We start from the raw sequence: 24,380 nt of genomic DNA, 5'->3' as shown, positions 1-24,380 counted from the left end.
CGGACAGGTTATCCGCCGGTCGGGGGTGTGTCCGCGCCCGGGCGGTCGCGTGTCAGCACCTCGATGCCGTCGAGGATGCGGGCCAGGCCGAACTCGAACGCGCGGGCCGGGTCGCCGGCGGCCTGGTACTCCTCGCCGGCTGCGGCGCCGACCCGGGCGGCGAGCGGGAAGCGGCGCGGGTCCATCGCCTTCTCCAGGTACGGGGCGTGGGCCTGCCACCACTGCTCCTCGGTCATCCCGGTGCGCTCGGCGGCCTGCGCCGCCTCCACCGCGCCGCGTACGGCGCCGTGGACGAACCCGCCGACGAGGGTGACCACGGCGTCCATCTCGAGGTCGGTGAGGCCGATGCCGTCGACGGCGCGCAGTTCGCGTTCGTAGCGGGCGATCAGGTTGGGGCCCAGCGGCGGGCGGGTGGTGGCCACCTGCAGCAGCCACGGGTGGCGCAGGTAGAGCGCCCAGCTCTCCCGGGCGATGTGTTCCAGGCGGGCGCGCCAGCCGTCGGTCGGTGGCGCCGAGGTGACGGTCTCGCCGTAGACGGTGTCGAGCATCAGGTCGAGCAGTTCACCCTTGCCGGGGACGTGCGTGTAGAGCGACATGGTGCCCACGCCGAGGCGTTCGGCGACCCGGCGCATGGACAGCGCGGCGAGCCCCTCGGTGTCGGCGACCTCGATGGCGGCCCGGACGATCCGGTCCACGGTGAGGTCGGTGCGGCCCCGGCGGCTGGCCGGTTCCCGCGTGCGCCAGAGCAGGGCGAGGCTGCGGGCGGGATCGCCGGTGCCGCTGTACTCGGTGGTCACGTCCGGGACTCTACCGCCGCTCGTATCGTACGGTGTACGGTACAGCGTACGGTGTCGGGTGGAGGAGGCGCGGATGCGAAGCGGAACATCGACGATCGAGGCCGAGGGGCTGCGCAAGCAGTACGGCGACACGCACGCCCTGGCCGGGCTGGACCTCACCGTGGCGGCGGGCACGGTGTGCGGGCTGCTCGGCCCGAACGGCGCGGGCAAGACCACCGCGGTGCGGATCCTCACCACCCTGCTGCGTCCCGACGGCGGGCGGGCCCGGGTCGCCGGGCACGACGTGGTGGCCCACCCCGACCGGGTACGCGCCGCGATCGGCCTGGTCGGGCAGCACGCCGCGGTCGACGAGGTGCTGACCGGCCGGCAGAACCTGGTGCTCTTCGGCCGGCTGCACCACCTGTCCCGGCGTGCCGCCCGGGCCCGCGCCGACGAGCTGCTCGACCGGTTCGGCCTCGCCGACGCCGGCGCCCGGCCGGTGTCCGGCTACTCCGGCGGGATGCGCCGCCGACTCGACCTGGCCGCCAGCTTGATCCTGGCCCCGCCGGTGCTCTTCCTCGACGAGCCGACCACCGGGCTCGACCCACGTGGGCGCAACGAGGTGTGGGACGCCGTCCGCGCGCTCGTCGCCGACGGCGCCACCGTGCTGCTCACCACCCAGTACCTCGACGAGGCCGACCAGCTCGCCGACACCGTCGCGGTGGTCGACGCCGGCCGGGTCGTCGCCGCCGGCTCGCCCGAAGAGCTCAAGGACGACCTCGGCGGCGACCGCCTCGACGTGCTGCTGCGCCGCGCCGACGACCTGGCGCGGGCCGCCTCGGTGATCACCGCGGCCACCGGCGCCGCCTGCGCCGTCGACGTGGCCGCGCTGCGCGTCAGCGCACCGGTCGGTGACCGGGTCACCGCCCTGGCCGGGGCGCTGCGCGCGCTGGAGGAGGCTCGGCTGGGCGTCGCCGACGTGGCGGTCCGCCGACCCACCCTCGACGAGGTGTTCCTGCGCCTGACCGGCCCGCGCGAGCAGGTGGCGGCATGAGCAGTCTCGCCCTCGCCCCGCGCCGGGTGCGCTGGGCCGTGGCCGACACCCTCGTCCTGACCGGCCGGGCGGTGACGCACTGGACCCGCCAGCCCGCGGAACTCATCGTCGGGCTGCTGTTCCCGGTGCTGCTGGTGCTGATGTTCGGCTACCTGTTCGGCGGCGCGATCGCCGTGCCCGGCGGCGGCGACTACCGGGAGTTCCTGCTGCCGGGCATGTTCGTCATGACGATGGCCTTCGGCCTCGAGGCCAGCTACACCGCGGTGGCCACCGACACCGCCCGCGGGGTCACCGACCGGTTCCGGTCGCTGCCGATGGCCCGCTCCGCGGTGGTCACCGGGCGCGCCGCCGCCGACCTGCTGCACTCCGCCGCCGGCCTGGCCGTCATGCTGGCCTGCGGGCGGCTGGTCGGCTGGCAGTGGCGCAACGGGTTGGCGGCCGCCGCGGCGGCGGTCGGGCTGCTCCTGCTGCTGCGGTTCGCGTTGATCTGGGCCGGCATCCACCTGGCGCTGCTGCTGCGCCGCCCGGAGTCGGTCATGGTGTTGCAGATCCTGGTCTGGCCGGTCGGCTTCACCTCCAACGCGTTCGTCGCACCCGAGACGATGCCCGGCTGGCTCGCCCCGGTCGCCGAGTGGAACCCGCTGTCGGCCACCGTCGCCGCGTGCCGGGAGCTGTTCGGCAATCCCGGGTGGGGCGGCGAGTCGTTCGCCGCGCAGCACGCCCTTGCCCTCGCGGTGGGCTGGCCGGCGCTGCTCATCGCCGTCTTCCTGCCCCTGTCGGTCCGCCGCTACCGGCAGCTCAGCCGCTGACCGACGCGCCCGCCGCGCGACGCCCGGTCACGCTGCCGTGCGCGTGTCGGCCGGCCGCGTCACGCCGGCGGCGGGGGCAGGCCGGCGTCGGCGATGCGGTGGCGCAGCGACCGGCGCCGGGTCGCGTCGAGGACCCTGTGCAGCAGGTCGGCCAGGGGCACGGGCAGTTCGGCGTCCAGGCCGCGCAGGGCGCTCGCGGTGGCCGCCCACTCCGCCTCGACCAGGGGCAGCAGCGCGCGGGCCCGGTCGGTGAGGTGCACGATGCGCTGGCGGGCGTCCGCGCCGGGGACCAGCTCGACCAGCCCGGCCCGGACCATCTGGGACACGGTCTGGCTGGCCGCGGAGTGGGTCACCCCGACCCGGCGGGCCAGATCTCGGATGGCGAGGGGCCCGTCGGCCACCAGCACCCGCAGCGGCGGGGAGAAACGGGGCCGGTAGTCGGTGATCCCCCGCTCGGCGTAGACGGCGGCCACGTCGCCGTCGAGCACCTCGAGCACGTGTCGCAGCAGCGTGCCCACGGCCTCCCGCTCGGGTACGTCGTCGGTCACCCCGCTAATGTAACAGCACTGTTGTATCGGAGGGGGGACGGCATGTACCCTCTCGTCGAGCCGTACGCGCACGGCCTGCTCGACGTCGGCGACGATCACCACCTGTACTGGGAGGCCTGCGGCAACCCCGACGGGAAACCGGCGGTGGTGCTGCACGGCGGGCCCGGCTCGGGCTGCTCCCCCGGCTGGCGGCGCTACTTCGACCCGGCCCGCTACCGGGTGGTCCTGTTCGACCAGCGTGGCTGCGGACGCAGCCGCCCGCACGCCGCCGATCCCGCCGTCGACCTGGCCACCAACACCACACCGCACCTGGTCCGCGACATCGAGCGGCTCCGCACCCACCTCGGGGTGGACCGTTGGCTCGTCCTCGGCGCGTCCTGGGGGTCCACGCTCGGCCTGGCCTACGCGCAGCGCCACCCCGACCGGGTCAGCGAGCTGGTGCTGTTCAGCGTGGTCACCACCACCCGCCGGGAGGTCGAGTGGTTGACCCGGGCGATGGGGCGGATCTTCCCGGCCGAGTGGGCGCGGTTCCGCGACGGGGTGCCGCCCGCGTCGCGCGAGGGCGACCTGGCCGACACGTACGCCCGGCTGCTGCACGACCCGGACCCGGCGGTGCGGGAGCGGGCAGCCCGGGACTGGTGCGACTGGGAGGACACCCACGTGGCCACCGTCCCCGGGCACCGGCCCGACCCGCGGTTCGCCGACCCGGAGTTCCGGATGGTGTTCGCCCGGCTGGTCACCCACTACTGGCGGCACGCCGGTTTCCTGCCCGACGGGGAGCTGCTGCGCGGGGCCGGCCGGCTGGCCGGGATCCCCGGCGTGCTGCTGCACGGCCGGCTTGACATCAGCGGCCCACCGGACATCCCGTGGCAGCTGGCACAGGCCTGGCCGGACGCCCGACTGGAGGTGCTGGAGTCCGCCGGCCACGGCGGCGGCCACGGCATGGCCGACCGGGTGCTGGCCGCGCTGGACGGTTTCGCCGAGCGCCGCTGACCCGCCGGCGTCGGCGTGTCGCCCGCCGGCACCGACCTCTCCCGCGAGCGCTATGCCTCTGTGGCATAAATATGGCTCTTGTGATTGATGTGTGGGTCGGGGTCATGGTCGGGGTAGTTCGGGTCGGTGGCCGCCGAGGCTGAGCATGGCCAGGGCGATGAGGGCTTCGGCTGAGTGGAAGCCGAAGGCCATCCGGGTGATCAGGCGGATCTTGGTGTTGACCGACTCGATCCGGCCGTTGGACAGGCCGTGTTCGATGGCGGCGATGATCTGGTCGCGGTGTCGCGTGACGCGTCGTTGCAGGTCGACGAAGACGTCGATGCGGCTGCGTCGGGCCCATCCGATCCACCGGTCGAGGGCTTCGACCGCCGTGGTCGGGCTGGTCCTGGCCAGGGTGAACACCAGCCGTAGGCCCTCTTTCAACGCCCAGGCCCGGTGCAGGCGGGGATGGGTCTTGGCGATCCAGGCGAGTTTGGCCTGCTGGGCGTCGGTGAGGTTGTCGGGGTTCTTCCACAACGCCCAGCGGGTGTTCTTCAGCTCTCGGGCCTCGCCGGTGGCGACACCGCGGCGGCCGGCTCCTCGCCCGGTGGTCTCGTTCCATGCCTGACGGCGAACCCGGTCAACGGCGTCGGTGGCCCAGGCCACCACGTGGAACGGGTCGGCGCAGCGGACCGCGTTCGGGCACCTGCGCCGCACGACCGTCGTGATCCAGTCCGCGCCGTCGGCCGACACGTGCGTGATCTTCGCGGCCCGCTCGGGACCGAGCAGGTCGAAGAACGCCTGTAACGTGGTGGCGCTTCTACCCGGCGCCGCCCACACCAACCGGCCGCTGTCATGGTCCACGACCACGGTCAGATACCGGTGCCCCTTCTTGTAGCTGACCTCGTCGATCCCGATACGACGCAACCCGTCATACCGGTCCTCAAGGCCACCGGTATCGGCCCATACCCGGGCCACGATCGACCCCACCGTGCGCCAACCGACCCGCATCAGCTGCGACACCGCCGACTTCGCCGTGTGCACCGCCAACCACGCCACCGTCGCGTCGAACGCCCGTGTGTGCCCCGCCCCGTGACGCGCCCACGGCACCGCCGCCACGACCACCCCATGCACCCGACAGGACACCCGAGGCGCGTCCGCCTCGATCACCGCCCGCACCGTCCCGAGATCCAACGCCCGCCACCGACGACGCACCCCAGCGTCATAACGGGCACACCGCCGCCGGCAATACGGACACCGCCGCGACGCGCCCTTACGCACCCGCACCCGAGCCACCACCACCGACTCGTCCGGATCGAACTCCACACCCTCCACCACCGCCTGCTCGACCCCGAGCAGCCCAGCCCATACCCTGGCAGAACGCACGCCGTTCTCCCGCCCATCCAGTTCTGACCTCGACAAGCCAGAACCTAGGCAGGACAACGGCGTGCGCCATCAAGGACGCGCCCAACCACCCACAAACACGTCACAAGAGCCATAAATATGACGCAGAGGCATAACGCTCGCGGGGGTCAGGTAGCTCCCGGCCGCGACGGGCAACGCGCCGGCCGTCCCCCTGGGGAACGCGCCGGCCCGCGAGCGCCGGGGCGGGCGACCGCGCGGCGGAGGGCGTCGGGTCAGTGGCCGGCGAGGGCGGCCCGCACGGGGGCGGTCTTCGCGGCCGCCTCGGCCACCTCGTCCCACGGGTCGCTGTCCCAGGTGATGCCGCCGCCGGCCCACACGTGCAGCCGGTCAGCGTCGGCGGCGGCCGTGCGGATGGTCAACCCCAGGTCGATGCGGCCGGGGGCGACCCAGCCGAGCGCGCCCATGCCGGCGCCGCGGCCGACGGGTTCCAGGGCGTCGATCCGGTCCAGCGCGGCGAGCTTCGGCGCGCCGGTCACCGACCCACCGGGGCAGACCGCGCGGAGCAGGTCGGCCAGGCCGAGGCCGTCGGCGACCGCCCCCGACACGGTCGACTCGGCCTGCCACAGGTCGCACCACCGGCGTACGGCGAACAACTCGTCCACCCGGACGCTGCCGGTACGGGCGACCCGGGCCAGGTCGTTGCGCTCCAGGTCGACGATCATCACGTGCTCGGCGCGTTCCTTCGCGCTGGCCAGCAGCTCCCGGTGTCCGGCCGCGGTGGCGGGGCGGGTGCCCTTGATCGGGCGGGTGACCAGCCGACCGCCCGTCAGCTCGACCAGGGTCTCCGGTGAGGCGCAGCCGATGGCCCAGCCGGCGCCGGTCAGGGTGCCGCCGTAGCGCGCTCCGGGCAGCGCGCCGAGCCGGGCGAGGGCGGGCAGCGGGTCACCGGCGTACCGGGCGGCGGCGTGCCCCACGACGTTGACCTGGTAGACGTCGCCGCGGCCGATGGCGTCGCGAACCGCGTCGACCGCCGCGGCGTGCTGGTCCGGGGTCCAGCTCTCCGTCCAGTCGCCGAGCCACCAGCCGTCGGGGTCACGTCGCGGGGGCGGGGGCGGCGGGTCGGCGTGGCCGTAGACCACCACGGCGACCTCCGGCAGGGCGGGCGCCGGGTTGGCCGCCCCGACCGGCGCGCCGGCCAGCAGCGCGCCGGCGGCGGCGGAGACGTACAGGGCGGCGCCGCAGGGCCCGGCCGGGTCGTGGCCGGGCGCCGGGCGGGCCAGGTCGTCCAGGGGCAGGCCGTGCGCGGCCAGGAACTCCTGCACCCCGGCAGCGGGATCGCCGCCGTCGGCCGGGCGCCACTCCCACCGCGCCCGCTCGACGAGGGCACGGCGGCACCCGGCCGGCACCGCCGGCGCATCGATCACCGCACCTGGGAGCGTTTCCACAACGACTGGCCCATTCTTCCTCATCCGTTCAGTGGATTTCCCGGCTCGCACGCGTGGACCTGCTCGATGCTGGCCACTTTCGCTTGGTACTGTGCGTCACTGGTCATGTGAACCATGACACAGTGCCCCCACAGTCCGGAGAACCCGATGTGCCAGCACCAACCCACCTGCCCCTCCGCCGACGCGACTGATCGCGAAGCCGCCCGGGTCATCGCCTGCTTCCATGAGCAGGGCTGGAGCCTGCTCTGCAACGGCGTCATCGTCTTCGAGGACACCGGTGAGCTGCTCCCCGACGGCCGCTGCATCGCCCCGCACCGCGGACCCGCCCGCCACGCCCTCGTCGCCTGACCGACCACGCTCCGTCACACCACGACCGTTGACCAGGCTAGTCCCCCGGATCGGGACCCACGCCCAGGTCGACCCGCCGGGGCGGCAAAACGACCCGCCCCGGCGTCGCCGCCCTCAGCTCTCGAACGCCTCCGGCGACGGGCACGAGCAGACCAGGTTCCGGTCGCCGTACGCGCCGTCGATCCGCCGCACCGGCGGCCAGTACTTCCCCGCCCGGTCCACGCCCGCCGGATAGGCGCCCACCGACCGCGGGTACGGGTGCGGCCACTCGTCACCGCTGACCATCGCCGCGGTGTGCGGCGCGTTCGCCAGGGGGTTGTCCCCGGCCGGCCACTCCCCGCCCGCCACCTTGTCGATCTCCGCCCGGATGGCGATCATCGCGTCGCAGAACCGGTCCAACTCGGCCAGGTCCTCGCTCTCCGTCGGCTCGACCATCAGCGTCCCGGCCACCGGGAACGACATCGTCGGCGCGTGGAAGCCGTAGTCGATCAGCCGCTTCGCCACGTCGTCGACGCTGACCCCGCTCGCCTTCGTCAGCGGCCGCAGGTCGAGGATGCACTCGTGCGCGACCAGGCCCTTGTTGCCGGCGTACAGCACCGGGAAATGGTTACGCAGGCGCGCCGCCACGTAGTTCGCGGCGAGCACCGCCACCCCCGTCGCCCGGGTCAGACCCGCCGCGCCCATCATCCGCAGGTACGCCCACGGGATCGGCAGGATCCCCGCCGAGCCGTACCGGGCGGCGGAGATGGCCGGCCGGGCAGTGTCGTGCCCGGCACCCGGGTCCCCGGGCAGGAACGGCGCCAGGTGCGCGCGGACCGCCACCGGACCGACACCCGGCCCGCCACCGCCGTGCGGGATGCAGAACGTCTTGTGCAGGTTCAGGTGCGACACGTCCGCGCCGAACTGGCCCGGCTTCGCGAAGCCCACCAGCGCGTTGAGGTTCGCCCCGTCGACGTACACCTGCCCACCGGCGTCGTGCACCTTCGCGCACAGCTGCGCGATGCCCGTCTCGTACACCCCGTGGGTCGACGGGTAGGTGACCATGATCGCCGCGAGGGCGTCCCGATGCTTGTCGATCTTCGCGTCGAGGTCGACCAGGTCGACGTTGCCCTCCACGTCGCAGGCCACCACGACCACCCGCATGCCGGCCATCACCGCGCTGGCCGCGTTCGTGCCGTGCGCCGACGACGGGATCAGGCACACGTCCCGGTGCCCCTCGCCCCGCTCCCGGTGGTACGCCCGGATGGCCAACAGCCCGGCCAGCTCACCCTGCGAACCGGCGTTGGGCTGCACGCTGACCGCGTCGTAGCCGGTCAGCTCGGCCAGCCACCCCTCCACCTGGCCGATCATCTCCCGGTAGCCGGCGGTCTGCTCGGCCGGCGCGAACGGGTGGACGTGCGCGAACTCCGCCCACGTCACCGGCTCCATCTCGGTGGTCGCGTTCAGCTTCATCGTGCACGAGCCGAGCGGGATCATGCCCCGGTCCAAGGCGTAGTCGAAGTCGGCCAGCCGGCGCAGGTAGCGCAGCATCGCCGTCTCCGAGTGGTGGCTGCGGAACACCGGGTGGGTGAGGAAGTCCGAGGTGCGGCCGAGATCCACCGGCAGCCCGGCGTCGACGGCGCCGTCGAAGGCCGGAACGCCGAACGCCGCCCACACCGCCTCCAGGTGCGCCACGGTCGTGGTCTCGTCGCACGACACACCGACCCGGTCGGCGTCGACCAGCCGCAGGTTCACCCCCCGCTCGGCGGCCGCCGCGACCACGTCGGCGGCCCGGCCGGGAACGGTCGCGGTGACGGTGTCGAAGAACGCCACGTCCGCGACGCCCACCCCACCGGCGCGCAGGCCCGCCGCGAGCCGCGCCGCCATGTCGTGGGTACGACGGGCGATCGCGCGCAGCCCGTCCGGGCCGTGGTAGACGGCGTACATGCCGGCCATCACGGCGAGCAGCACCTGGGCGGTGCAGATGTTGCTGGTCGCCTTCTCCCGGCGGATGTGCTGCTCCCGGGTCTGCAGCGCCAGCCGGTAGGCGGGGTTGCCGTCCGCGTCGCGGGACACCCCGACGAGGCGGCCGGGCAGCATCCGCTCCAGGCCCGAGCGGACCGCCAGGTAGCCGGCGTGCGGGCCGCCGAAGCCCATCGGCACGCCGAACCGCTGGGTGGTGCCGGCGGCGATGTCGGCCCCGATCTCCCCCGGCGCGCGCAGCAGCGTCAACGCGAGCAGATCCGCGGCGACGGTGACCAGCGCCCCGACGGCGTGCGCCGCCTCGACCAGGGCGCGGTGGTCGCGGACCGCCCCGGACGCCCCCGGGTACTGCACGTGCAGGCCGAAGAACTCACCCGGCAGGTCCTCGCCGTCGAGGTCCAGCACCCGCACCTCGATGCCGAGCGGCTCCGCCCGGCTGGCGATCACCGCGATCGTCTGCGGCAGCGCGTCGGCGTCGACCACGTACACCGGGCTCTTGCTCTTCGACGCGCGGCGGGCCAGGGTCATCGCCTCGGCCGCCGCGGTGCCCTCGTCGAGCATCGAGGCGTTCGCGGTCGCCAGCCCGGTCAGGTCGGTGACGACGGTCTGGAAGTTCAGCAGCGCCTCCAGCCGGCCCTGACTGATCTCCGGCTGGTACGGCGTGTACGCGGTGTACCAGGCCGGGTCCTCCAGCACGTTGCGGCGGATCACCGCGGGGGTGTGGGTGCCGTGGTAACCCAGGCCGATCATGGAGACGGCGACGGTGTTGCGGCCGGCCAGGGCCCGCAGCTCGGCGAGCGCCTCGGCCTCGGTGGCCGGGTCCGGCAGGTCCAGGGTGCCGTGCCAGCGGATCACCTCGGGGATCGCCGCGTCCATCAGCTCGTCGATCGAGCCGTAGCCGACGGCCTCCAGCATGCGGCGCTCGTCGTCCGGGCCGGGCCCGATGTGACGGGTGGCGAACTGCTCTGTGGTCATGGGCTGCGCTCCCGGGGGCGAGGTCGACAGGTCGGCCTCCCCCTCTGTCGCGCCGCGCAGCGCTCCACAGTGCCTGCCCACGAGGTCCTTTTGCCTGAGAGGTTCCGGGGAGGATTTGCCCCTTCGGCGCCGCCCTGGTGCTGCCTGGGCGGTCTCTCCCACGTGGGTGGTACCGGCACCGTCAACGCTACCAGCGTGCGGGTTTCCCACCGATGTCGTACCCCGGCTCGGTGATCACCCGCACGGGGGCCGGCGGTGCCGTCAGCCCGACGCCGGCGCCGCAGCGGCGAGGCCGGCGGCCACCGCGCCGGCGGCGGACGCGGCCGGCGCGCGGCCGACGGTGCGGTCGGCGAGCGCGGGCAGCACCCGGCCCAGCGGCGCGTCGACGGTCAACGCCGCATACCCGTCGCCTCGGGTCACCCCCTGGTTGACGATCACCACGGGAATGCCGATCTTCGCCGCGCGCAGCACGAACCGGCGACCCGACATCACCGTCAACGACGAGCCCAGCACCAGCAGCAGCCGGGCCCGCTCGACCAGGTCGAAACAGCGGGCCACCCGCGCCGGCGGCACCGTCTCGCCGAAGAACACCACGTCCGGTTTGAGGGTGCCCAGGCAGAACGCACAGTCCACGACCCGGAACCCGGCCACCTCGGCGTCGTCGAGATCCACGTCACCGTCCGGGTTCACCGCCGCGACCCGCGCGTCGAAACCCGGGTTGGCCTCCCGCAGCCGCCGGTCCAACTCCTCCCGGGACGTCTGGTTGCCGCAGTCGAGGCACACCACCTCGTCGAGGCGGCCGTGCAGCTCCACCACCGCGCCGCTGCCGGCCGCCGTGTGCAGACCGTCGACGTTCTGCGTGATCACCGCGTCGACCAGGCCGCCCCGCTGCAGCCGGGCCACCGCCCGGTGCCCGTCGTTCGGCAGCGCCCGCGCCATCAGCCGCCACCCCAGGTGGCTGCGCGCCCAGTAGCGGCGCCGCGCCAGCGCGTCCCCCGTGAACGTCTGGTAGGTCATCGGGGTGTGCCGGCGAGCCACCCCGCTGGGACCCCGGTAGTCCGGGATGCCCGACTCGGTGGACAACCCCGCCCCGCTCAGCACCACGACACCACCGCCGGCCACCCGGTCGGCCAGCGCGTCGATCGTCTCCGTCACCCGTCCATGCTGCCTCAGCGCCCGTCCGCCCGCCCACCGGCCGCCTGAACTCCGCCTCGCACCGCCATGATCGGCGCGACAGGGCCTAGGTTGGCGGTATGCGCGTCGTCATCGCCGGAGGACACGGCAAGATCGCCCGGCTGCTGGAACGGCACCTCGCCGGCCGCGGCGACACCGCCGTCGGCCTGATCCGCAACCCCGACCACGCCGCCGCGCTGACCGCCGCCGGCGCCGCACCGGTGGTCTGTGACCTGGAACACGCCGACGTCACCGAGGTCGCCGGCCACCTCGCCGGCGCCGACGCGGTGGTCTTCGCCGCCGGTGCCGGCCCGGGCAGCGGCGCCACCCGCAAGGACACCGTCGACCGGGCCGCCGCCGCGCTGCTCGCCGACGCGGCCCAGCGCGCCGGCGTCCGCCGCTACCTGCTGGTCTCCTCGATGGGTGTGGAACGCGACCCGGCACCCGGCACGGACGCCGTGTTCGCCGCCTACCTGCGCGCCAAGAAGGCCGCCGAGGACGACCTCACCACCCGGGACCTGGACTGGACGGTCCTGCGGCCCGGGCGGCTCACCGACGACCCGCCCACCGGGCGGATCACCCTCGCCCGGCACGTCGACCGGGGCGCGGTCACCCGTGCCGACGTGGCCCGGGTGCTGGTCGCGCTGCTCGACCGGCCGGCCAGCGCCGGCCTGATCCTGGAACTCGTCGGCGGGAACACGCCACTGGACGAGGCGGTCGCCACCGCCACCGCCTGACCGGCCGCGGCCCGACCGGCCGCCGACTTTCCTGCGGGTACCGACCGTCGTCGCGACGCTACCGGCGCCCACCATCTCCGGTCGGCCCGCGCCCGCGGGCCGACCGGAGACACCTCACCGCTGCTGATGCCGGGGCAACGCCGCCGGCTGCGCCCCGCCGGCCACGAACGGCGCGCCCGCGGTCTCCTTCGCGATCCGGTCCATCGTGCGGGCCAGGTGCTCACTGCCGTCGTCCAGGTGCCGTGCCGCGGCCTGCATGTGCGAGATCATCATCTCGCCGAAGATCCGCAGCGCCTCCCGGGTGGCGACCGTGTCGTCGAAGCTCGACCCGGCCGTGCTGCGGTAGTCGTTCACCGCCCGCTCGGCCTCCTGCTTCGCCTCCTCCGCCGCCGCCTGCATGTAGCTCTCGTACTGCACCCGGGCGTACTCGGCGACCCGCCGCGCGTAGTCGTGCGCCTGCGCGATGATCTGCTCGGCCTCCCGCTGCGCCGCCGACAGCAGGTTCACCTCCTTCGCCGCCGGCACGGGCGACGCTGCGTTCCTGCTCGGGATCACCCCGTGCCGGTGCAGCTCCACCCGGTCGGTGAGCCGCTCGTTCTCCGCCCGCAGGTTCGCGATCTGCGCCGACAGCACATCCAGCTCGTCGGCCACCTGCATCCGGAACCGGTCCACCTCCGAGTTGTCGTACCCCCGCCGGGTGAACGGCGCCGCCGCGAACTCCCACCGACGCACCCGGTCGGCGGTCATCCGCACCTGGACGCCACCGGCGACCGGTATCCCGTCGTACCTGCTGATCGGGGTCGCGCTCACCGGATCCGCCTTTCCTTCGCGGCTGCGGGGCCCGCAAGCTCACTTGTCGCGCTCACCGGGCCCGCCTTTCGTTCGCGGCTGCGGGGCTCGCAAGCTCACTCCTCGCGCTCACCGCACACCTCCCGAGTTGTCAGGGGCGGACGACTGCTCCACCGCCGTCCGCCACGCCGGGCCGTACCAGTGCTTGCCGAACCCCTCGTGATGCACCTGACCGGCCTGGTAACCCGCCCGGGTCAACGCCTGCACCGAGTGGGAGACCATCTCGTCCGAGCCGCACACGTACACGTGCCGCGTGCGCCAGTCACCGTCGGCCAACGCCCGGTCCGCCACGTGCACGAACTCGCCCGGCCGCTGCAGGTCCGCGCCCACCACGTAGTTCACCGTCAACCACGGCGACGACGAGGCCAACTTGTCGATCGCGTCGTTGTCGTAGAACTCGCTGCGCGAACGGGCGCCCACATACAGGTCGACCCGGCGGCGGGCTCCCTCCGCGGCCACCTGCTCCACGAGCGCCTTCACCGGCGCCCAGCCGGTGCCGCTGGCCAGCAGCAGCAGATCACTCGACCCGGCCGACCACAACGTCAACCGGTCCCCCACCGGCGCGGCCAGGTGGATCTGGTCACCCACCGACGCCCCGTAGACCAGCCGCGAGGACACCGCGCCGCCCGGCGCCGCCCGCACGTGCAGCTCCAACGTGCCGTCCGCCCGCGGCGCGTTCGCCGGCGAGTAGTAGCGCCACGAGCGCACCGACGGATGCGACACCCCGATCGACTGCCCCGGGGTGAACGGCAGCAGATACTGCGGCCGCAACGTCAGGACCGCCACGTCGAACGCCCGCCGCTCGTGAGCGACGATCTCCGCCACCCACCACGGCGGGTTCACCGCCTCCGCCGCCTGCGCGGCCTCCGTCATCACCTGCGCGACCAGCCCGTACGCGGCCGTCCAGTCCTGCGCCAGCTCGTCGGTCCACTGGTCGCCGAGGAAGTGCTGCAACGTCGCGACCAGCGCCTCACCGACCGCCGGGTAGTGCTCCGCGCGCACCGCGAACTTCCGGTGGTCCGCGCCGAGGTCCTGCAGGAACCCGACGAGCCGGTCCAGCTGGTCCACGTGGGTCACGATGTGCCCCAGCGCGGTGACCAACCGGTCCCGCTGGCCCGCCATGTTCGTCGGGAACATCTGCCGGGTCTCGGGATGGGTCAGAAACAGCGTCGAGTAGAAGTAGAGCGGCACCTGGTCGCCGTGCGCGGCGACCAGGGACCAGCTCTGCTTGAGCCGTGCCGCGTCCATTGCTCAGACGCCCGGACGGTTCCCGGTGGCCACCACCTGGTCCTGCACCTGCCCGAGGACGGTCCGCACGTCCGCCAGGATGTCGGCCGGCACCCCCAGCTCGGTCAGCGTCACCGTCAGGTGCGCGCCCACCTTCGCGTAGTGCGCGACAGGAATGTTGAGCGGCTGGTGCGCCTCGGCCAGCCCACGGCCGGTGTACTCGTTCGGACCGCCGAGCACCACGGTCAGCATCAGCGCCAGATGCCGACGCTGACCCGCCATGTCCACGTCGGTGAAGTAGCCGGCGAGTTCCGGGTCGGCGAGCACCTTGTCGTAGAACAGCTCGACGGCCGCCTTCACCGAACTGGCACCACCGATGCGCTCGTAGTGCGAGACGGGAGTGGTCTCTTCCGTAACCGTCACGGTTGTTCCTTCCAGGGTGGAGGGTCGCGCGGGGTCGGCGCGGAGGGGCATCGGTCCCACTCGGCACACGACGTCGTCGTCCCGGCGGCATCGGCACCAAACGGGCCGTGTCGGACCATAGCGTGCCGGCGACCGCCGGTCACGGCCCCCCAATCGGATTCCTGACAGCAGCCGAACACACAACGTCACCATCGTCGGCACTCATCGGCGCGGCGCGGACACACCCCGTGATCCCACGTGGACAGTGGCCTCACGAACCGCTCCACCATGGACACGATCCCAGCCCGGCGAATCCCGCCGGCCGGGAACCCACCGCCACGCCGTTGACCACCGACGATGCGTGCCGCCGCCAGCCCGGCCACGACCACCACCGCCACCGGTGAAGCCACGCCGCACACCACGCCCGCCCCGAACCAGCCGGACATCGCCCAATCGGCGGCAACCGGCACGCAGCGTCACCACATCGACAGAAAGACTCTTCGGCGCGTCGCGCCGTCACGGGAGCGGCCCGACGTCAGTGACTGACCCACGGCCCTGATCAGCCGCTCAGCCCGACCCCGCTCGGGATCGCCGGCGGAGGTGGCCCGCCGAGGACCGCAGGGCCTCAGCCGGCGCGGCGACGCGCCCGCCGAGCCGCCAACTCGTCGCCCGCCGGATCCGGCGCCGCCTCCGGCTCCGCGCCACCCGCCGCCGGCTCCGCCGGAAGATGCGACAGCGAACCCTGGATCTCCTTGAACGCGCCACCGATCGCGATGCCGAACACCCCCTGGCCGCCCTGCAACAGGTCGACCACCTCCTCCGGGGAACGGCACTCGTACACCGTCGTCCCGTCCGAGATCAGCGTGATGCCCGCCAGGTCCTCCACCCCACGCGACCGCAACGCGTCGATCGCCTTGCGGATGTTCTGCAACGACACCCCGGCGTCCAACAACCGCTTCACGACCTTCAACACCACCAGGTCGCGGAACGAGTACAACCGCTGAGTGCCCGAACCCGAGGCGTCCCGCACACTCGGCACCACCAGCGCCGTCCGCGCCCAGTAGTCCAACTGGCGATAGCTGATACCCACCGCGTGACACGCCGTCACGCCCCGGTAGCCCACCGAACCGTCACTGTCCGTGGCCCACCCTGGGGCCGCCACACCCGGCTCGTCCAGTTCCGTACCCGGATCGGAATTCCGCGGCTCGTGCATCCGGACAACCTCCCCGCCAGTGCGGTGACGCGTCGTTTCCGGGACGCGCACCCCTCGACACGGCAACCCTATAGCGACCTTCAGGGGTTACCACGGAGGAACGGTCGCGACACGCCGCGCAGCCACGCGGAAGATCACCACTCACAGCCGGCGTCACCCACGGTGACACCGCCGGAAAGATCAACAACCGGCCCGCCAACCGGCCGGGCCGCCCGCTCAGCCCGCGAAATCCTCCGGACGCACCTGCTCCAGGAACTCGCGGAACTTCTCCACCTCGTCCTCCTGCTCGTCCGGGATCACGATCCCCGCCTCGCTGAGGACCTGCTCGGCACAACGAATGGGTGCCCCCACCCGCAACGCCAACGCGATGGAATCGCTCGGCCGCGCCGACACCCGCACCCCGTCACCGATCAACAGGTCGGCGTAGAAGACGTTCTCCTTCAGCTCGGTGATCTCCACCGCCCGCAACGGTGCCTCCAGCGCCGCCAGCACGTCCCGCAACAGATCATGCGTCAACGGCCGGGCCGGCTTGACCCCCTGCTGCTCGTAAGCGATCGCCGTCGCCTCCACCGCACCGATCCAGATCGGCAGATAGCGGTCCCCCTCGACCTCCCTGAGCAGGACGATCGGCTGGTTACTGGGCAGCTCCACCCGAACCCCGACCACGCTCAGCTCGCGCACCGCCGCCTCCGTGTCGTTGTCACCTACGCCGCACCGCGCCCTTCCCTGCACGGTACACGGACCGCGACACGGCCGTCCCACGCGCTACCCGCACCACGCCCGCGCCAGAAAGGGGTTACCCCGGCAAGCCTACGACACGCTTTCCGGACCAGATCTTTCCGCACGACCGCCACGGGAACCCGCCCGCACGCTCACCGGCCCAACGTCGACCGCAAACCCACCCGCACCAACGCCGCGTGCAACTGCTGCGACAACGCCACCAACTCCCGCGCCGTCTCCGCCGCCCGCGCCCGTGCCGCCGGATCGCTCTGCCGCGCCAACGGCGCCACCAACTGCGCGAACAAGCCGACCTCCCGGTCCGCCGCCGTCCGGTAACCGCGCAGATGACGCGGCTCCAACCCGTACGCCGCCAGACCCGCCACCGCCCGCGCGATGATCAACGCATCCCCGTCGTACCAACCCGGCGGATCCGGCACCACCACACCGAGCCGCTCCAACTCCCCCAGCGTCGACTCGTCGATACCGCTGCGGGACACCAGATCCGCACGGCCGAGCCGCACCTCCGGCGACTCGGCCGACTCATCCTCCCGGCCCGGCACCTCACCGCCCGGACCCACCGCCACCAACGCCGGACGCGACCGGCCCGGCGCCGAACCGGTCGCGTCCCACTCGGCCAACTGCTCCCGGATCACCCGCAACGGCAGATACTGATCCCGCTGCGCGGCCAGCACGAACCGCAGCCGCGCCACATCGTCCCAGCTGTACTTCCGGTAACCCGCCGCCGTCCGCTGCGGCTCGACCAGCCCCTCGGCCTCAAGGAACCGCAACTTCGAGATCGTGACGTCCGGGAAGTCCACCCGCAACTGCCCCAGCACCTCACCGATACTCATCAGCGGCTGGGACCGGGCCGCCCCCGGTGGCGTGGAGGCCGCAGGCTCGTTCACCCGCGGCCGGCCTCCTCCTCCGGGCGCGGACCGGCGATGAACACCACCCGGAACTTGCCGATCTGCACCTCGTCACCATTGCTCAACGTGGCCGCCTCGACCCGCTCCCGATTCACGTACGTGCCGTTCAGACTTCCCACGTCCCGCACGGTGAACGTGCCACCGTCCCGGTGGAACTCCGCGTGCCGCCGCGACACCGTCACGTCGTCCAGGAAAATGTCACTGTCGGGGTGCCGCCCACTGGTCGTCACATCGTGGTCCAACAGGAACCGGGCACCCGCATTCGGACCCCGACGAACCACCAGCAGCGCCATGCCCGGCGGCAACGAGCCGGACATCCGGCTCGGCACCACATCGGTGTCCGGCCCCTCCAGCACTTCGTCGAGCGAACCGAGATTGAGCGTCGAAGTGACGTCGAGTGGGGGGAACTCGTCGTCTGGGCGCGTCATGGGACCACCTCACGGATCTGTTCGGTCGGCGTCGTCGGGTAATGGCGGGTCTGGCCGCCGGGCAGTCGCACACCCGGCGGCTGGCTCCCCGTGCCAGGGAAGGCAATTTCCGCAACGCTCAAACTATTGGGTTCTCGGTCGACTGGGCGAGCCTAGCCAGCGCCGAAATGCAGGGCAACCGGACGCGCGGACTCGGCGGGCGCTCCGGATCAAGCACACTCAGCTCTCGGTGAGCTCGCGGTACGCACCCGCCGTCAGCAGCCCGTCCACCGCCGTCGGATCACCCGGAGTGATCTCCACCAGCCAACCCGCACCGTACGGATCAGTGTTGATCACCTCGGGCGTGTCACCGAGCGCCTCGTTGCGCGCGGCCACCGTGCCACTGACCGGGGCGTAGATCTCCGACACGCTCTTCGTCGACTCGATCTCACCCAACGACTCACCGGCCGCCACCACCACACCAGGGTCGGGCAGCTGGACGTACACGATGTCACCCAGCGCGTCCTGCGCGAAGTGCGTGATGCCGACCCGGATCGTGCCCGTGCCGTCACCCGCCACCCACTCGTGCTCGGCGGTGTATCGCAGATCCTCAGGAATCACCAGACGCGTCCTCATCCATCGGTGCGCCGGGCCACCCGGCGCGGCCGCGCCGGTCAGGAGACCGGACGGGCGTGTTCCAGCTTGATCGGAGCGTGCAGTGCCGAAACCTCAACAACCTCACGCTCCTCAGGGAGCACGTTACCGCCGTCACCCTGGACCGATGCCACCACCCCACCGGGAATGTTCAAGGCCGTACGCATCGTCGCCGGATCACCGATCACCGTGATCGTGTACGGCCCGGTCAACCGCCGCCCGTCCACCACCAGCGACCCGTTCTCCTCCAGGAAGAACGTCGACGCGATGATCCGCACCGTCGCCCGGTCCCCACCGGAGATCTGCATCGCCTCCGCGCCCGCGCCCCGCAACTCCTGCACCGCGTCCAGCACCCGGCTCGCCGAGATCGGCTTGGCGCCCGCCGTGAACTTCACGGTCAACCCCGGCCCCGTCGCCGGCAACGTCCCCGCCAGGATGCCCAACTCGTCCGCCCGCCGCGTCGCCTCGTCCAGCGCCGCCTGCCGGCCCTGCTCACCCGAGCGCAACTGCCGCTGGCTCTCCTCCAACGCGGCGATGTCCTGCCGCAGCCGGTTCTCCCGGGCGTCCAGGTCCGACAGGATGCGGACCAGGTCCTCCTGGCGCGTCGCCCCCAACGTCGGATCCGCCGACGTCGTCTTCAACTGCACCACCAGCGTGAACCCCAGCAGCGCCAGCAACGCGGCGATCATCACGCCCGCCGTCGAGAACCGCGACCGGGCCACCACCGGCCCACCCGCCGCCGACCCGCCCGCCGCCGGCTCCGAATCCGCCGCCGGCTCCCCGGACGCCCGGGACAGGTCGACCGTCGCGTCCTCGACCGGCTCCACCCCGGACCCGGAACGCTCACCCCGATCCGGCTCGTCCACCGGCCCGTCCGGCACCAACGGGCTCAACTCGTCCGGATCCGGCGCGTCCGGCCGTGGATCCGGCTCACCCGCAGGGCCCGCCGGCCGCGCCGGACCCGGCGGCTGCGGCCACCCTGTCCCGGTCTCGGTCTGCTCGTCGCTCATCGCCTCAAACCTACGCCCGGAACAGGTGTCGGCGAATCGCCGCCACGTTTCCGAAGATCCGCACCCCGAGCACGACCACCACGCCCGTGGACAGCTGACCACCCACGCCCAACTGGTCACCCAGGTACACGATCAGAGCCGCCACCAGCACGTTCGAGATGAACGACACCACGAACTGCTTGTCGTCGAAGATCCGGTCGAGCTTCGCCCGCACCCCACCGAACACCGCGTCCAATGCGGCCACCACGGCGATCGGCAGGTAGGGCTGCAACGCCGCGGGCACGGTGGGATCGAGCCACACCCCGAGAACCACACCGGCGAGCAACGCCAGCACCGCGATCATCGACCACCTCCGGAGGGGCTGGGAGACGTCCTCGAGCCGGACGACCCGGGACTGGCGGACCGGTCACCCGACGGCGAGGAGCTCGGGCTGACCGGCGGCTCCGCGTAGCGTAGCTGCGGCTCGGGAGCGGCTGGCAGGGTGAGGTCGTCGGTCTCCCGCACGCCGAACGACAGGCCCGTCTTCTCGGCCACCTCGCGCATCAGCGCCGCGTTGCGACTCTGCTCGAACCGGCGCTTCATCGAGCCCGGCCCGATCGCCGCCACCTCGTACGGCCCGGTCACCGGCCGGAAGTCGACCAGGATCGCCTCCCCCGCCGACCGGATCGTCGACGTCGCGGTCAACCGCTGCCCGTTGATCGCGATCGCCTCCGCTCCCGCGCTCCACAGGGCGTTGGCCACCCCCTGCAGATCGCTGTAGAGCACCCGGGGCGGACCCGCGCCGGCCCCGGTCACCGCGTCAGCGTCATCGGGGGCGTCCGCCAACCGGACCACCACCCCGTCACCCCGCACCCGGCCCAACCCGGTGCCCGCCTCCAGGTCCCGCAGCCGCGCCGCGGCGGAGTCACCCAGCGCGGCGTCGCGCTGACGGCCGACCTCCTCCCGCAGCTGGTCGGCGCGCGCGGAGAGCTGATCGGTCTCGCCCTCCCGCTCCTTGATCTGGGCGACCAGCCCGGACCGGGCCTGACTGCGACCGGGCTCGTCCTCCATCGTCTGCTTGTACGCGACCGCGAGGAGGAAACCGAGCAACACCAGCACCACGACGGTGACCGTTCGCGCCGACCCGGCGCGCCACGCCGGCGGCGGGCTCTCCCGGCGGCGGGCAGCCGCGTCGGCGTACCCGGGATCCAGCGGGTTCCGGAAGAGCTCGGTGAGGAAGTCCGGCGTGAACACCCGCGCCGGGCGCTCCCGCTCGTCACGTTCGTCGCTCATGCCGCCGCTCCCGCGCCACGCGCGGTCCGCACCAGGCGGACCGCCTGGATCACGTACATCCCGCCGGCGACCCAGTAGAGCACCAGGCCCCACCACGCCAGCGCCCACCCGATCGCGCCGGCCACCGCCGCGGCCCCGGGCGCCGCGGCCGCCAGCAACAGGGTCGGGAACGCGGCCAGCAGCAGGAAGGTGGCCGTCTTGCCCACGTAGTGCACCGGCGGTGGGCCGTACCCGTAGCGGCGCAGCACCGTCAGGGACCCGAGCAGCAGCAGCTCCCGGGCCAGCAGCGCCGCGGTGAACTCCCACGGCACCACGTCCCGCACGGTGAACGCGACCAGCGTGGCGAGGATGTACAGCCGGTCGGCGAGCGGGTCGAGCAGCTCACCCAGGCGGCTCACCTGGCCCAGTCGGCGGGCGATCCACCCGTCGACCCAGTCGGTGGTCCCGCCCACGGCGAGCACCACCACCGCGGCGACATCCGCGTGGGCGACCAGGAGGAGATAGAGGAAGAGCGGTACGCCGAGCAGGCGCAGGAAGCTGATCAGGTTGGGCAGGGTGAGCACCCGGTCGCCGGTGGCCTGCGGATGCTCTGCCCCAGCCGGCCGACGCGACACCGAACCTCCTCCGCGGCACAGCCCGACGCCCGGCCGTTGACGGACGTTGCGGAGGGGCGTGCGCGCTGTCGGGCCGGCCATCGCCGGCGCCCCTGCGGCCCCGTCGAACGGGACCTTTGTCTGAAGTCGGCCCACGATCGTCGATCGCGGGCCGGGCGAGTTGCGCTGCCACTATATCGGGCCCCTCCCGCGGCCAGCCGGCCCCGACGTCGGCGCGGGCTTGCCCGTGCCGTGTGGCGTGCCTCACGGCCTGTAGAGCGTCCTAGGACGATAGTTGCCACGCGGAGAGACGCACGGGACCGAACGGCGCACGCACACCTTCGCGAGGGCCGGGCCCCGGCTGGCCCGGCTCAGGCGGTACGGGCGGACGGGTCGGTCTGCGGCTCGCCGGCCGCGAGCGTCGCGGCCTGACCGAATGCCAGCAGGGCCAGCAGCAGCTCGTGCTGCGCCCGGGAGGACATCCGGTCGAGCACGGCCTGCACCGCGCGGTGCCGCCGCTCGGCCAGCTCGCGCAGGAGCGCCTCCGCGGCCGCGGTGGGCAGCAGCAGCACCTCCCGCCGGTCGCGTGGATCCGCGGCCCGGCGCAGCAGCCCGGTGGCCTCCAGCCGGTCGCAGAGCCGGCTCGCCGAGGAGGGCACCACGTCGAGTAGTTCGGCCAGCCCGTTGACGTTCGTCTCCGGCCGGCTGCTGATCAGCGACAGCACCCGAAGCTGCGTCGGGGAGACCGAGACGTGGTGCCGGGAGGCGGTCGAGTCGAGCACACCGAGGAGCGCCCCGGCGGCGGCGTCGATCGCCGCGGCGAGATTCGGAGGTCGCTCCACCCGCTGTCCTCTGCCGTCGTCCCGCTCGTGCCCGGCCGTGACGAGGGTGCCTCTCATCCGCCATCCCGGCCGCGGAAACCGTGCCAGTCCAGGCAGACCACGACGGCGTCGTCGCGTAGGTCGGTGTCCGCGTGGTAGGCGTGCAGTTCGCGCATTACCGTACCAACTGCCTCGGCCGCCGGCTGCAGCCGCGTGGACCGCATCGCGCGAGCCATCGCCCGCTCGCCGTAGGGCTCCTGCTCCGCCGGGGTGGCCGCCCAGACCCCGTCGCTGACCACGAAGAGGCGGTCGCCGGGCGCCAGCTCGAACTCCTGCAGGTCGTACCGTGCCTCGGCGAACATGCCCAACGGCAGCTGCTGGTCCAGGGCGATCGGGTCGACCGTCCCGCCGCGCAGGCGCAGCACGTGCGGGGAACCCGCGTCCACCGCCCGCACCCGTCCGCTGCGGACGTCCAGTTCGAGCAGGAGCGTGGCCACGTACCGCCGGCCCCGGTGTTGGTAGTAGAGCGTGTCCGAGGCCAGCTCGGCCTGCTCGACGAGGCCGCCGCCGGAGCGGCGGGCGTTGCGCATCGCGTTGACCGCGACCGCGGTCAGCAGCGAGGCCGCCAGGCCGGTGCCGTCGCCGTTGAGCACCGTGACGGTCAACCGGTCACCGTCCACCGACCAGTCGAAGTGGTCACCGCCCACGGTGTACGCCGGTTCGAGCTGCCCGGCGAGGTGGAACGCCTCGTGCGTGACACTGCGACCCGGCAGCAGCTCCCACTGCATCTCGGCGGCCAGCGTGAGCCGTTCCCGGCGCCGCGCCCGCCGGTAGCGGTCGGTCTCCCGGTCCGCCGCGCGCAGGGCCACCGCCAGATCGCCGGCGATGTCGGCCGCCCGCTCCTCGGTGACCCGGTCGGGTGCGCCGGGCAGCTCGATCATGAGCACCCCCACCCGCTCCCCCCACACCGACAGCGGCAGGTAGAGCCGGCACCGCCCGTCGTCGGCGCTGTCGCGGACCGGCTGCTGACTGCTGAAGCAGCGCTGGGCCGCCCCGGAGCCGCCGAGGAAGCCGGCGGCCGGTAGCTCCGGGTCGAGCACCGGCCAGAGCCCGCTGATCCGGTAGTCGGCGATGAACACGTCGGTCCGGGTCGCGCTCAGCGCGAACCGGATCGCCCGGTCGGCGGCCTCCGCCAGCTGGTCAGGCGGGGCGGCGCGGAGAGTGCGCGACACCGGATCGGGCGCGTCCACCATGGTTGTTCCTCCGAGAAGCTTGCTGTAGGGCAAGCATCATACGGAGGGCGTACGGTGGCCGGTCCGTGCGGTGCCCCGTGGCCGCGCCCCGGGCCGGTCAGTCGTCCCCGCGGACCGCGACCCCGCCGTGGAACGCGTCCGGCACGTCCGGCAGCGCCCCCTCCGGGCGCCAGCGGGTGACCGGGACGATGCCGTCGTCCGTGGGCGTCCACCGCCCCAGCAGCGACCGGAACGCCGCCGGTGGGCGCATCCGGAACGCCGGCCCCATCATGGCCAGCGCCTGCGGATACCCGGCCAGCTCCTCGGTGTCGAAGTCGACCGCCAGGCAGCTGCCCGGCGCGGCCGCCGTGTACAGCTCGTCGAGGGTACGCGCCAGCGTGTCGTCGTCGAGGAAGGCGGCGAGACCCAGGAAGACCACGCCCACCGGCCTCCTCCCCCACCCCGGAACGAACCGGTGCAGCTGGGCCGGGTCGATCGTGCCGATGTCGGTCGCGTCGCCGTAGCCGTAGCCGGCGCGGTCGCTGCCGGCCAGGATGCGCTGGCCGAGCCGGATGGTGACCGGGTCGACATCGGTGTAGAGCACGGTGGCGTCGACCGCCACCTCGTGCACGTTGCCCATGGTCGGCACTCCGGCGCCGAACACCAGGAACCCGTCCACGTCGCGTGCCGCGATCGCCCGCACCGCCCGACCGAGGAAGGCGCGCAACGCCCCGAAGACCGGGGCACACGGCCCGTACGCCTGCTCGAAGGCGCGCGCCGCCGCCACGTCGACCGGAAAGTGATGCTCCCCGCCGAGCCAGAAATCGATCATCCGTGCGGTGCTCGGCTGGTCGGGCTCAACCATCGATGACGCTCCCTCCCCGGTGGTC

At 73.1% G+C, this 24,380-nt stretch carries 26 protein-coding genes and 1 riboswitch; of the genes, 5 read left to right on the top strand and 21 right to left on the bottom strand.

The window, feature by feature from the left end:
• Positions 1–8: 8 nt before the first annotated feature.
• Positions 9–797, bottom strand: coding sequence for a TetR/AcrR family transcriptional regulator (locus O7603_RS04810; protein WP_281574471.1), 789 nt, complete (start codon positions 795–797; stop codon positions 9–11).
• A 73-nt stretch (positions 798–870) separates the two neighbouring features.
• Between O7603_RS04810 and O7603_RS04805 the strand changes: the two genes are divergently transcribed.
• Positions 871–1,830 (top strand): ATP-binding cassette domain-containing protein, encoded by a 960-nt coding sequence (locus tag O7603_RS04805; protein ID WP_281574470.1) that lies wholly within the window; start codon positions 871–873, stop codon positions 1,828–1,830.
• Positions 1,827–2,639 (top strand): ABC transporter permease, encoded by an 813-nt coding sequence (locus O7603_RS04800; protein ID WP_281574469.1) that lies wholly within the window; start codon positions 1,827–1,829, stop codon positions 2,637–2,639. The genes O7603_RS04805 and O7603_RS04800 overlap by 4 nt, the downstream gene beginning before the upstream one ends.
• Positions 2,640–2,698: 59 nt before the next feature.
• On the opposite strand, the gene O7603_RS04795 is transcribed toward O7603_RS04800, so the two are convergent.
• Positions 2,699–3,187, bottom strand: a complete 489-nt coding sequence (locus O7603_RS04795) for a MarR family transcriptional regulator (RefSeq protein ID WP_281574468.1) — start codon at positions 3,185–3,187, stop codon at positions 2,699–2,701.
• Positions 3,188–3,229: 42 nt separating this feature from the next.
• Here O7603_RS04795 and pip point away from each other — a divergent pair, with 42 nt between their 5' ends.
• Positions 3,230–4,180, top strand: coding sequence for a prolyl aminopeptidase (pip, locus tag O7603_RS04790; RefSeq protein ID WP_281574467.1), 951 nt, complete (start codon positions 3,230–3,232; stop codon positions 4,178–4,180).
• Positions 4,181–4,282: 102 nt separating this feature from the next.
• On the opposite strand, the gene O7603_RS04785 is transcribed toward pip, so the two are convergent.
• Positions 4,283–5,545, bottom strand: coding sequence for an ISL3 family transposase (locus tag O7603_RS04785; RefSeq protein WP_281572460.1), 1,263 nt, complete (start codon positions 5,543–5,545; stop codon positions 4,283–4,285).
• A 251-nt stretch (positions 5,546–5,796) separates the two neighbouring features.
• Positions 5,797–7,020, bottom strand: coding sequence for a chorismate-binding protein (locus tag O7603_RS04780; RefSeq protein ID WP_281574466.1), 1,224 nt, complete (start codon positions 7,018–7,020; stop codon positions 5,797–5,799).
• Between the two features lie 96 nt (positions 7,021–7,116).
• Between O7603_RS04780 and O7603_RS04775 the strand changes: the two genes are divergently transcribed.
• Positions 7,117–7,317, top strand: coding sequence for a DUF5999 family protein (locus tag O7603_RS04775; RefSeq protein ID WP_281574465.1), 201 nt, complete (start codon positions 7,117–7,119; stop codon positions 7,315–7,317).
• A 114-nt stretch (positions 7,318–7,431) separates the two neighbouring features.
• Here O7603_RS04775 and gcvP read toward each other — a convergent pair whose 3' ends face one another.
• Positions 7,432–10,254 (bottom strand): aminomethyl-transferring glycine dehydrogenase, encoded by a 2,823-nt coding sequence (gene gcvP, locus O7603_RS04770; RefSeq protein ID WP_281574464.1) that lies wholly within the window; start codon positions 10,252–10,254, stop codon positions 7,432–7,434.
• A 72-nt stretch (positions 10,255–10,326) separates the two neighbouring features.
• Positions 10,327–10,425: riboswitch (glycine riboswitch) on the bottom strand.
• A 90-nt stretch (positions 10,426–10,515) separates the two neighbouring features.
• On the bottom strand, positions 10,516–11,409 hold the full coding sequence (locus tag O7603_RS04765; protein WP_281574463.1) for an NAD-dependent protein deacetylase: 894 nt from the start codon (positions 11,407–11,409) through the stop codon (positions 10,516–10,518).
• 98 nt (positions 11,410–11,507) lie between these two features.
• On the opposite strand from O7603_RS04765, the gene O7603_RS04760 reads away from it, so the two are divergent.
• Positions 11,508–12,164 carry an NAD(P)H-binding protein gene (locus O7603_RS04760; RefSeq protein ID WP_281574462.1) on the top strand — a complete coding sequence of 219 codons (657 nt, stop codon included), beginning with the start codon at positions 11,508–11,510 and terminating at the stop codon, positions 12,162–12,164.
• Between the two features lie 114 nt (positions 12,165–12,278).
• Here O7603_RS04760 and O7603_RS04755 read toward each other — a convergent pair whose 3' ends face one another.
• The 15 genes from O7603_RS04755 to O7603_RS04685 form a co-directional block, all read right to left on the bottom strand.
• Positions 12,279–12,974 (bottom strand): cell division protein DivIVA, encoded by a 696-nt coding sequence (locus O7603_RS04755; RefSeq protein WP_281574461.1) that lies wholly within the window; start codon positions 12,972–12,974, stop codon positions 12,279–12,281.
• A gap of 108 nt (positions 12,975–13,082) precedes the next feature.
• Positions 13,083–14,261: a globin domain-containing protein gene (locus O7603_RS04750; RefSeq protein WP_281574460.1), complete on the bottom strand. Its 1,179-nt coding sequence runs from the start codon at positions 14,259–14,261 to the stop codon at positions 13,083–13,085.
• A 3-nt stretch (positions 14,262–14,264) separates the two neighbouring features.
• Positions 14,265–14,663, bottom strand: coding sequence for a group 1 truncated hemoglobin (locus O7603_RS04745; protein WP_281574459.1), 399 nt, complete (start codon positions 14,661–14,663; stop codon positions 14,265–14,267).
• A gap of 604 nt (positions 14,664–15,267) precedes the next feature.
• A complete protein-coding gene (locus O7603_RS04740) occupies positions 15,268–15,855 on the bottom strand; it encodes a MerR family transcriptional regulator (RefSeq protein WP_281574458.1) in 588 nt (195 codons plus the stop codon).
• Between the two features lie 216 nt (positions 15,856–16,071).
• Entirely contained in the window at positions 16,072–16,536 is a 465-nt protein-coding gene (locus tag O7603_RS04735; protein WP_120331353.1) for a bifunctional nuclease family protein, read from the bottom strand.
• Positions 16,537–16,727: 191 nt separating this feature from the next.
• Positions 16,728–17,426 carry a MerR family transcriptional regulator gene (locus O7603_RS04730; RefSeq protein ID WP_281576597.1) on the bottom strand — a complete coding sequence of 233 codons (699 nt, stop codon included), beginning with the start codon at positions 17,424–17,426 and terminating at the stop codon, positions 16,728–16,730.
• Between the two features lie 50 nt (positions 17,427–17,476).
• Positions 17,477–17,929, bottom strand: a complete 453-nt coding sequence (locus O7603_RS04725; RefSeq protein WP_007071101.1) for an FHA domain-containing protein — start codon at positions 17,927–17,929, stop codon at positions 17,477–17,479.
• A 219-nt stretch (positions 17,930–18,148) separates the two neighbouring features.
• The gene (gene gcvH, locus O7603_RS04720; RefSeq protein ID WP_281574457.1) at positions 18,149–18,529 is read right to left on the bottom strand and encodes a glycine cleavage system protein GcvH; all 381 of its coding nucleotides are present in this window, start codon (positions 18,527–18,529) and stop codon (positions 18,149–18,151) included.
• Between the two features lie 53 nt (positions 18,530–18,582).
• Entirely contained in the window at positions 18,583–19,572 is a 990-nt protein-coding gene (locus O7603_RS04715) for a DUF881 domain-containing protein (protein WP_281574456.1), read from the bottom strand.
• A gap of 10 nt (positions 19,573–19,582) precedes the next feature.
• Positions 19,583–19,915, bottom strand: a complete 333-nt coding sequence (locus tag O7603_RS04710) for a small basic family protein (RefSeq protein WP_091588778.1) — start codon at positions 19,913–19,915, stop codon at positions 19,583–19,585.
• The gene (locus tag O7603_RS04705; RefSeq protein WP_281574455.1) at positions 19,912–20,844 is read right to left on the bottom strand and encodes a DUF881 domain-containing protein; all 933 of its coding nucleotides are present in this window, start codon (positions 20,842–20,844) and stop codon (positions 19,912–19,914) included. Before O7603_RS04705 ends, O7603_RS04710 begins: the two co-directional genes overlap by 4 nt.
• Complete coding sequence (locus O7603_RS04700) at positions 20,841–21,458, bottom strand: CDP-alcohol phosphatidyltransferase family protein (RefSeq protein WP_281574454.1); 618 nt, start codon at positions 21,456–21,458, stop codon at positions 20,841–20,843. Before O7603_RS04700 ends, O7603_RS04705 begins: the two co-directional genes overlap by 4 nt.
• Positions 21,459–21,808: 350 nt before the next feature.
• The gene (locus O7603_RS04695; RefSeq protein ID WP_281576596.1) at positions 21,809–22,279 is read right to left on the bottom strand and encodes a MarR family transcriptional regulator; all 471 of its coding nucleotides are present in this window, start codon (positions 22,277–22,279) and stop codon (positions 21,809–21,811) included.
• Positions 22,280–22,332: 53 nt separating this feature from the next.
• Positions 22,333–23,511 (bottom strand): PP2C family protein-serine/threonine phosphatase, encoded by a 1,179-nt coding sequence (locus O7603_RS04690; protein WP_281574453.1) that lies wholly within the window; start codon positions 23,509–23,511, stop codon positions 22,333–22,335.
• A gap of 97 nt (positions 23,512–23,608) precedes the next feature.
• Positions 23,609–24,355, bottom strand: coding sequence for an SAM-dependent methyltransferase (locus O7603_RS04685; RefSeq protein WP_281574452.1), 747 nt, complete (start codon positions 24,353–24,355; stop codon positions 23,609–23,611).
• Positions 24,356–24,380: the final 25 nt, after the last annotated feature.

Origin of the sequence: Micromonospora sp. WMMD812 (assembly GCF_027497215.1) — a bacterium.
Taxonomy (GTDB): Bacteria; Actinomycetota; Actinomycetes; order Mycobacteriales; family Micromonosporaceae; genus Micromonospora.
This window is presented reverse-complemented; position numbering and strand designations above follow the sequence as displayed.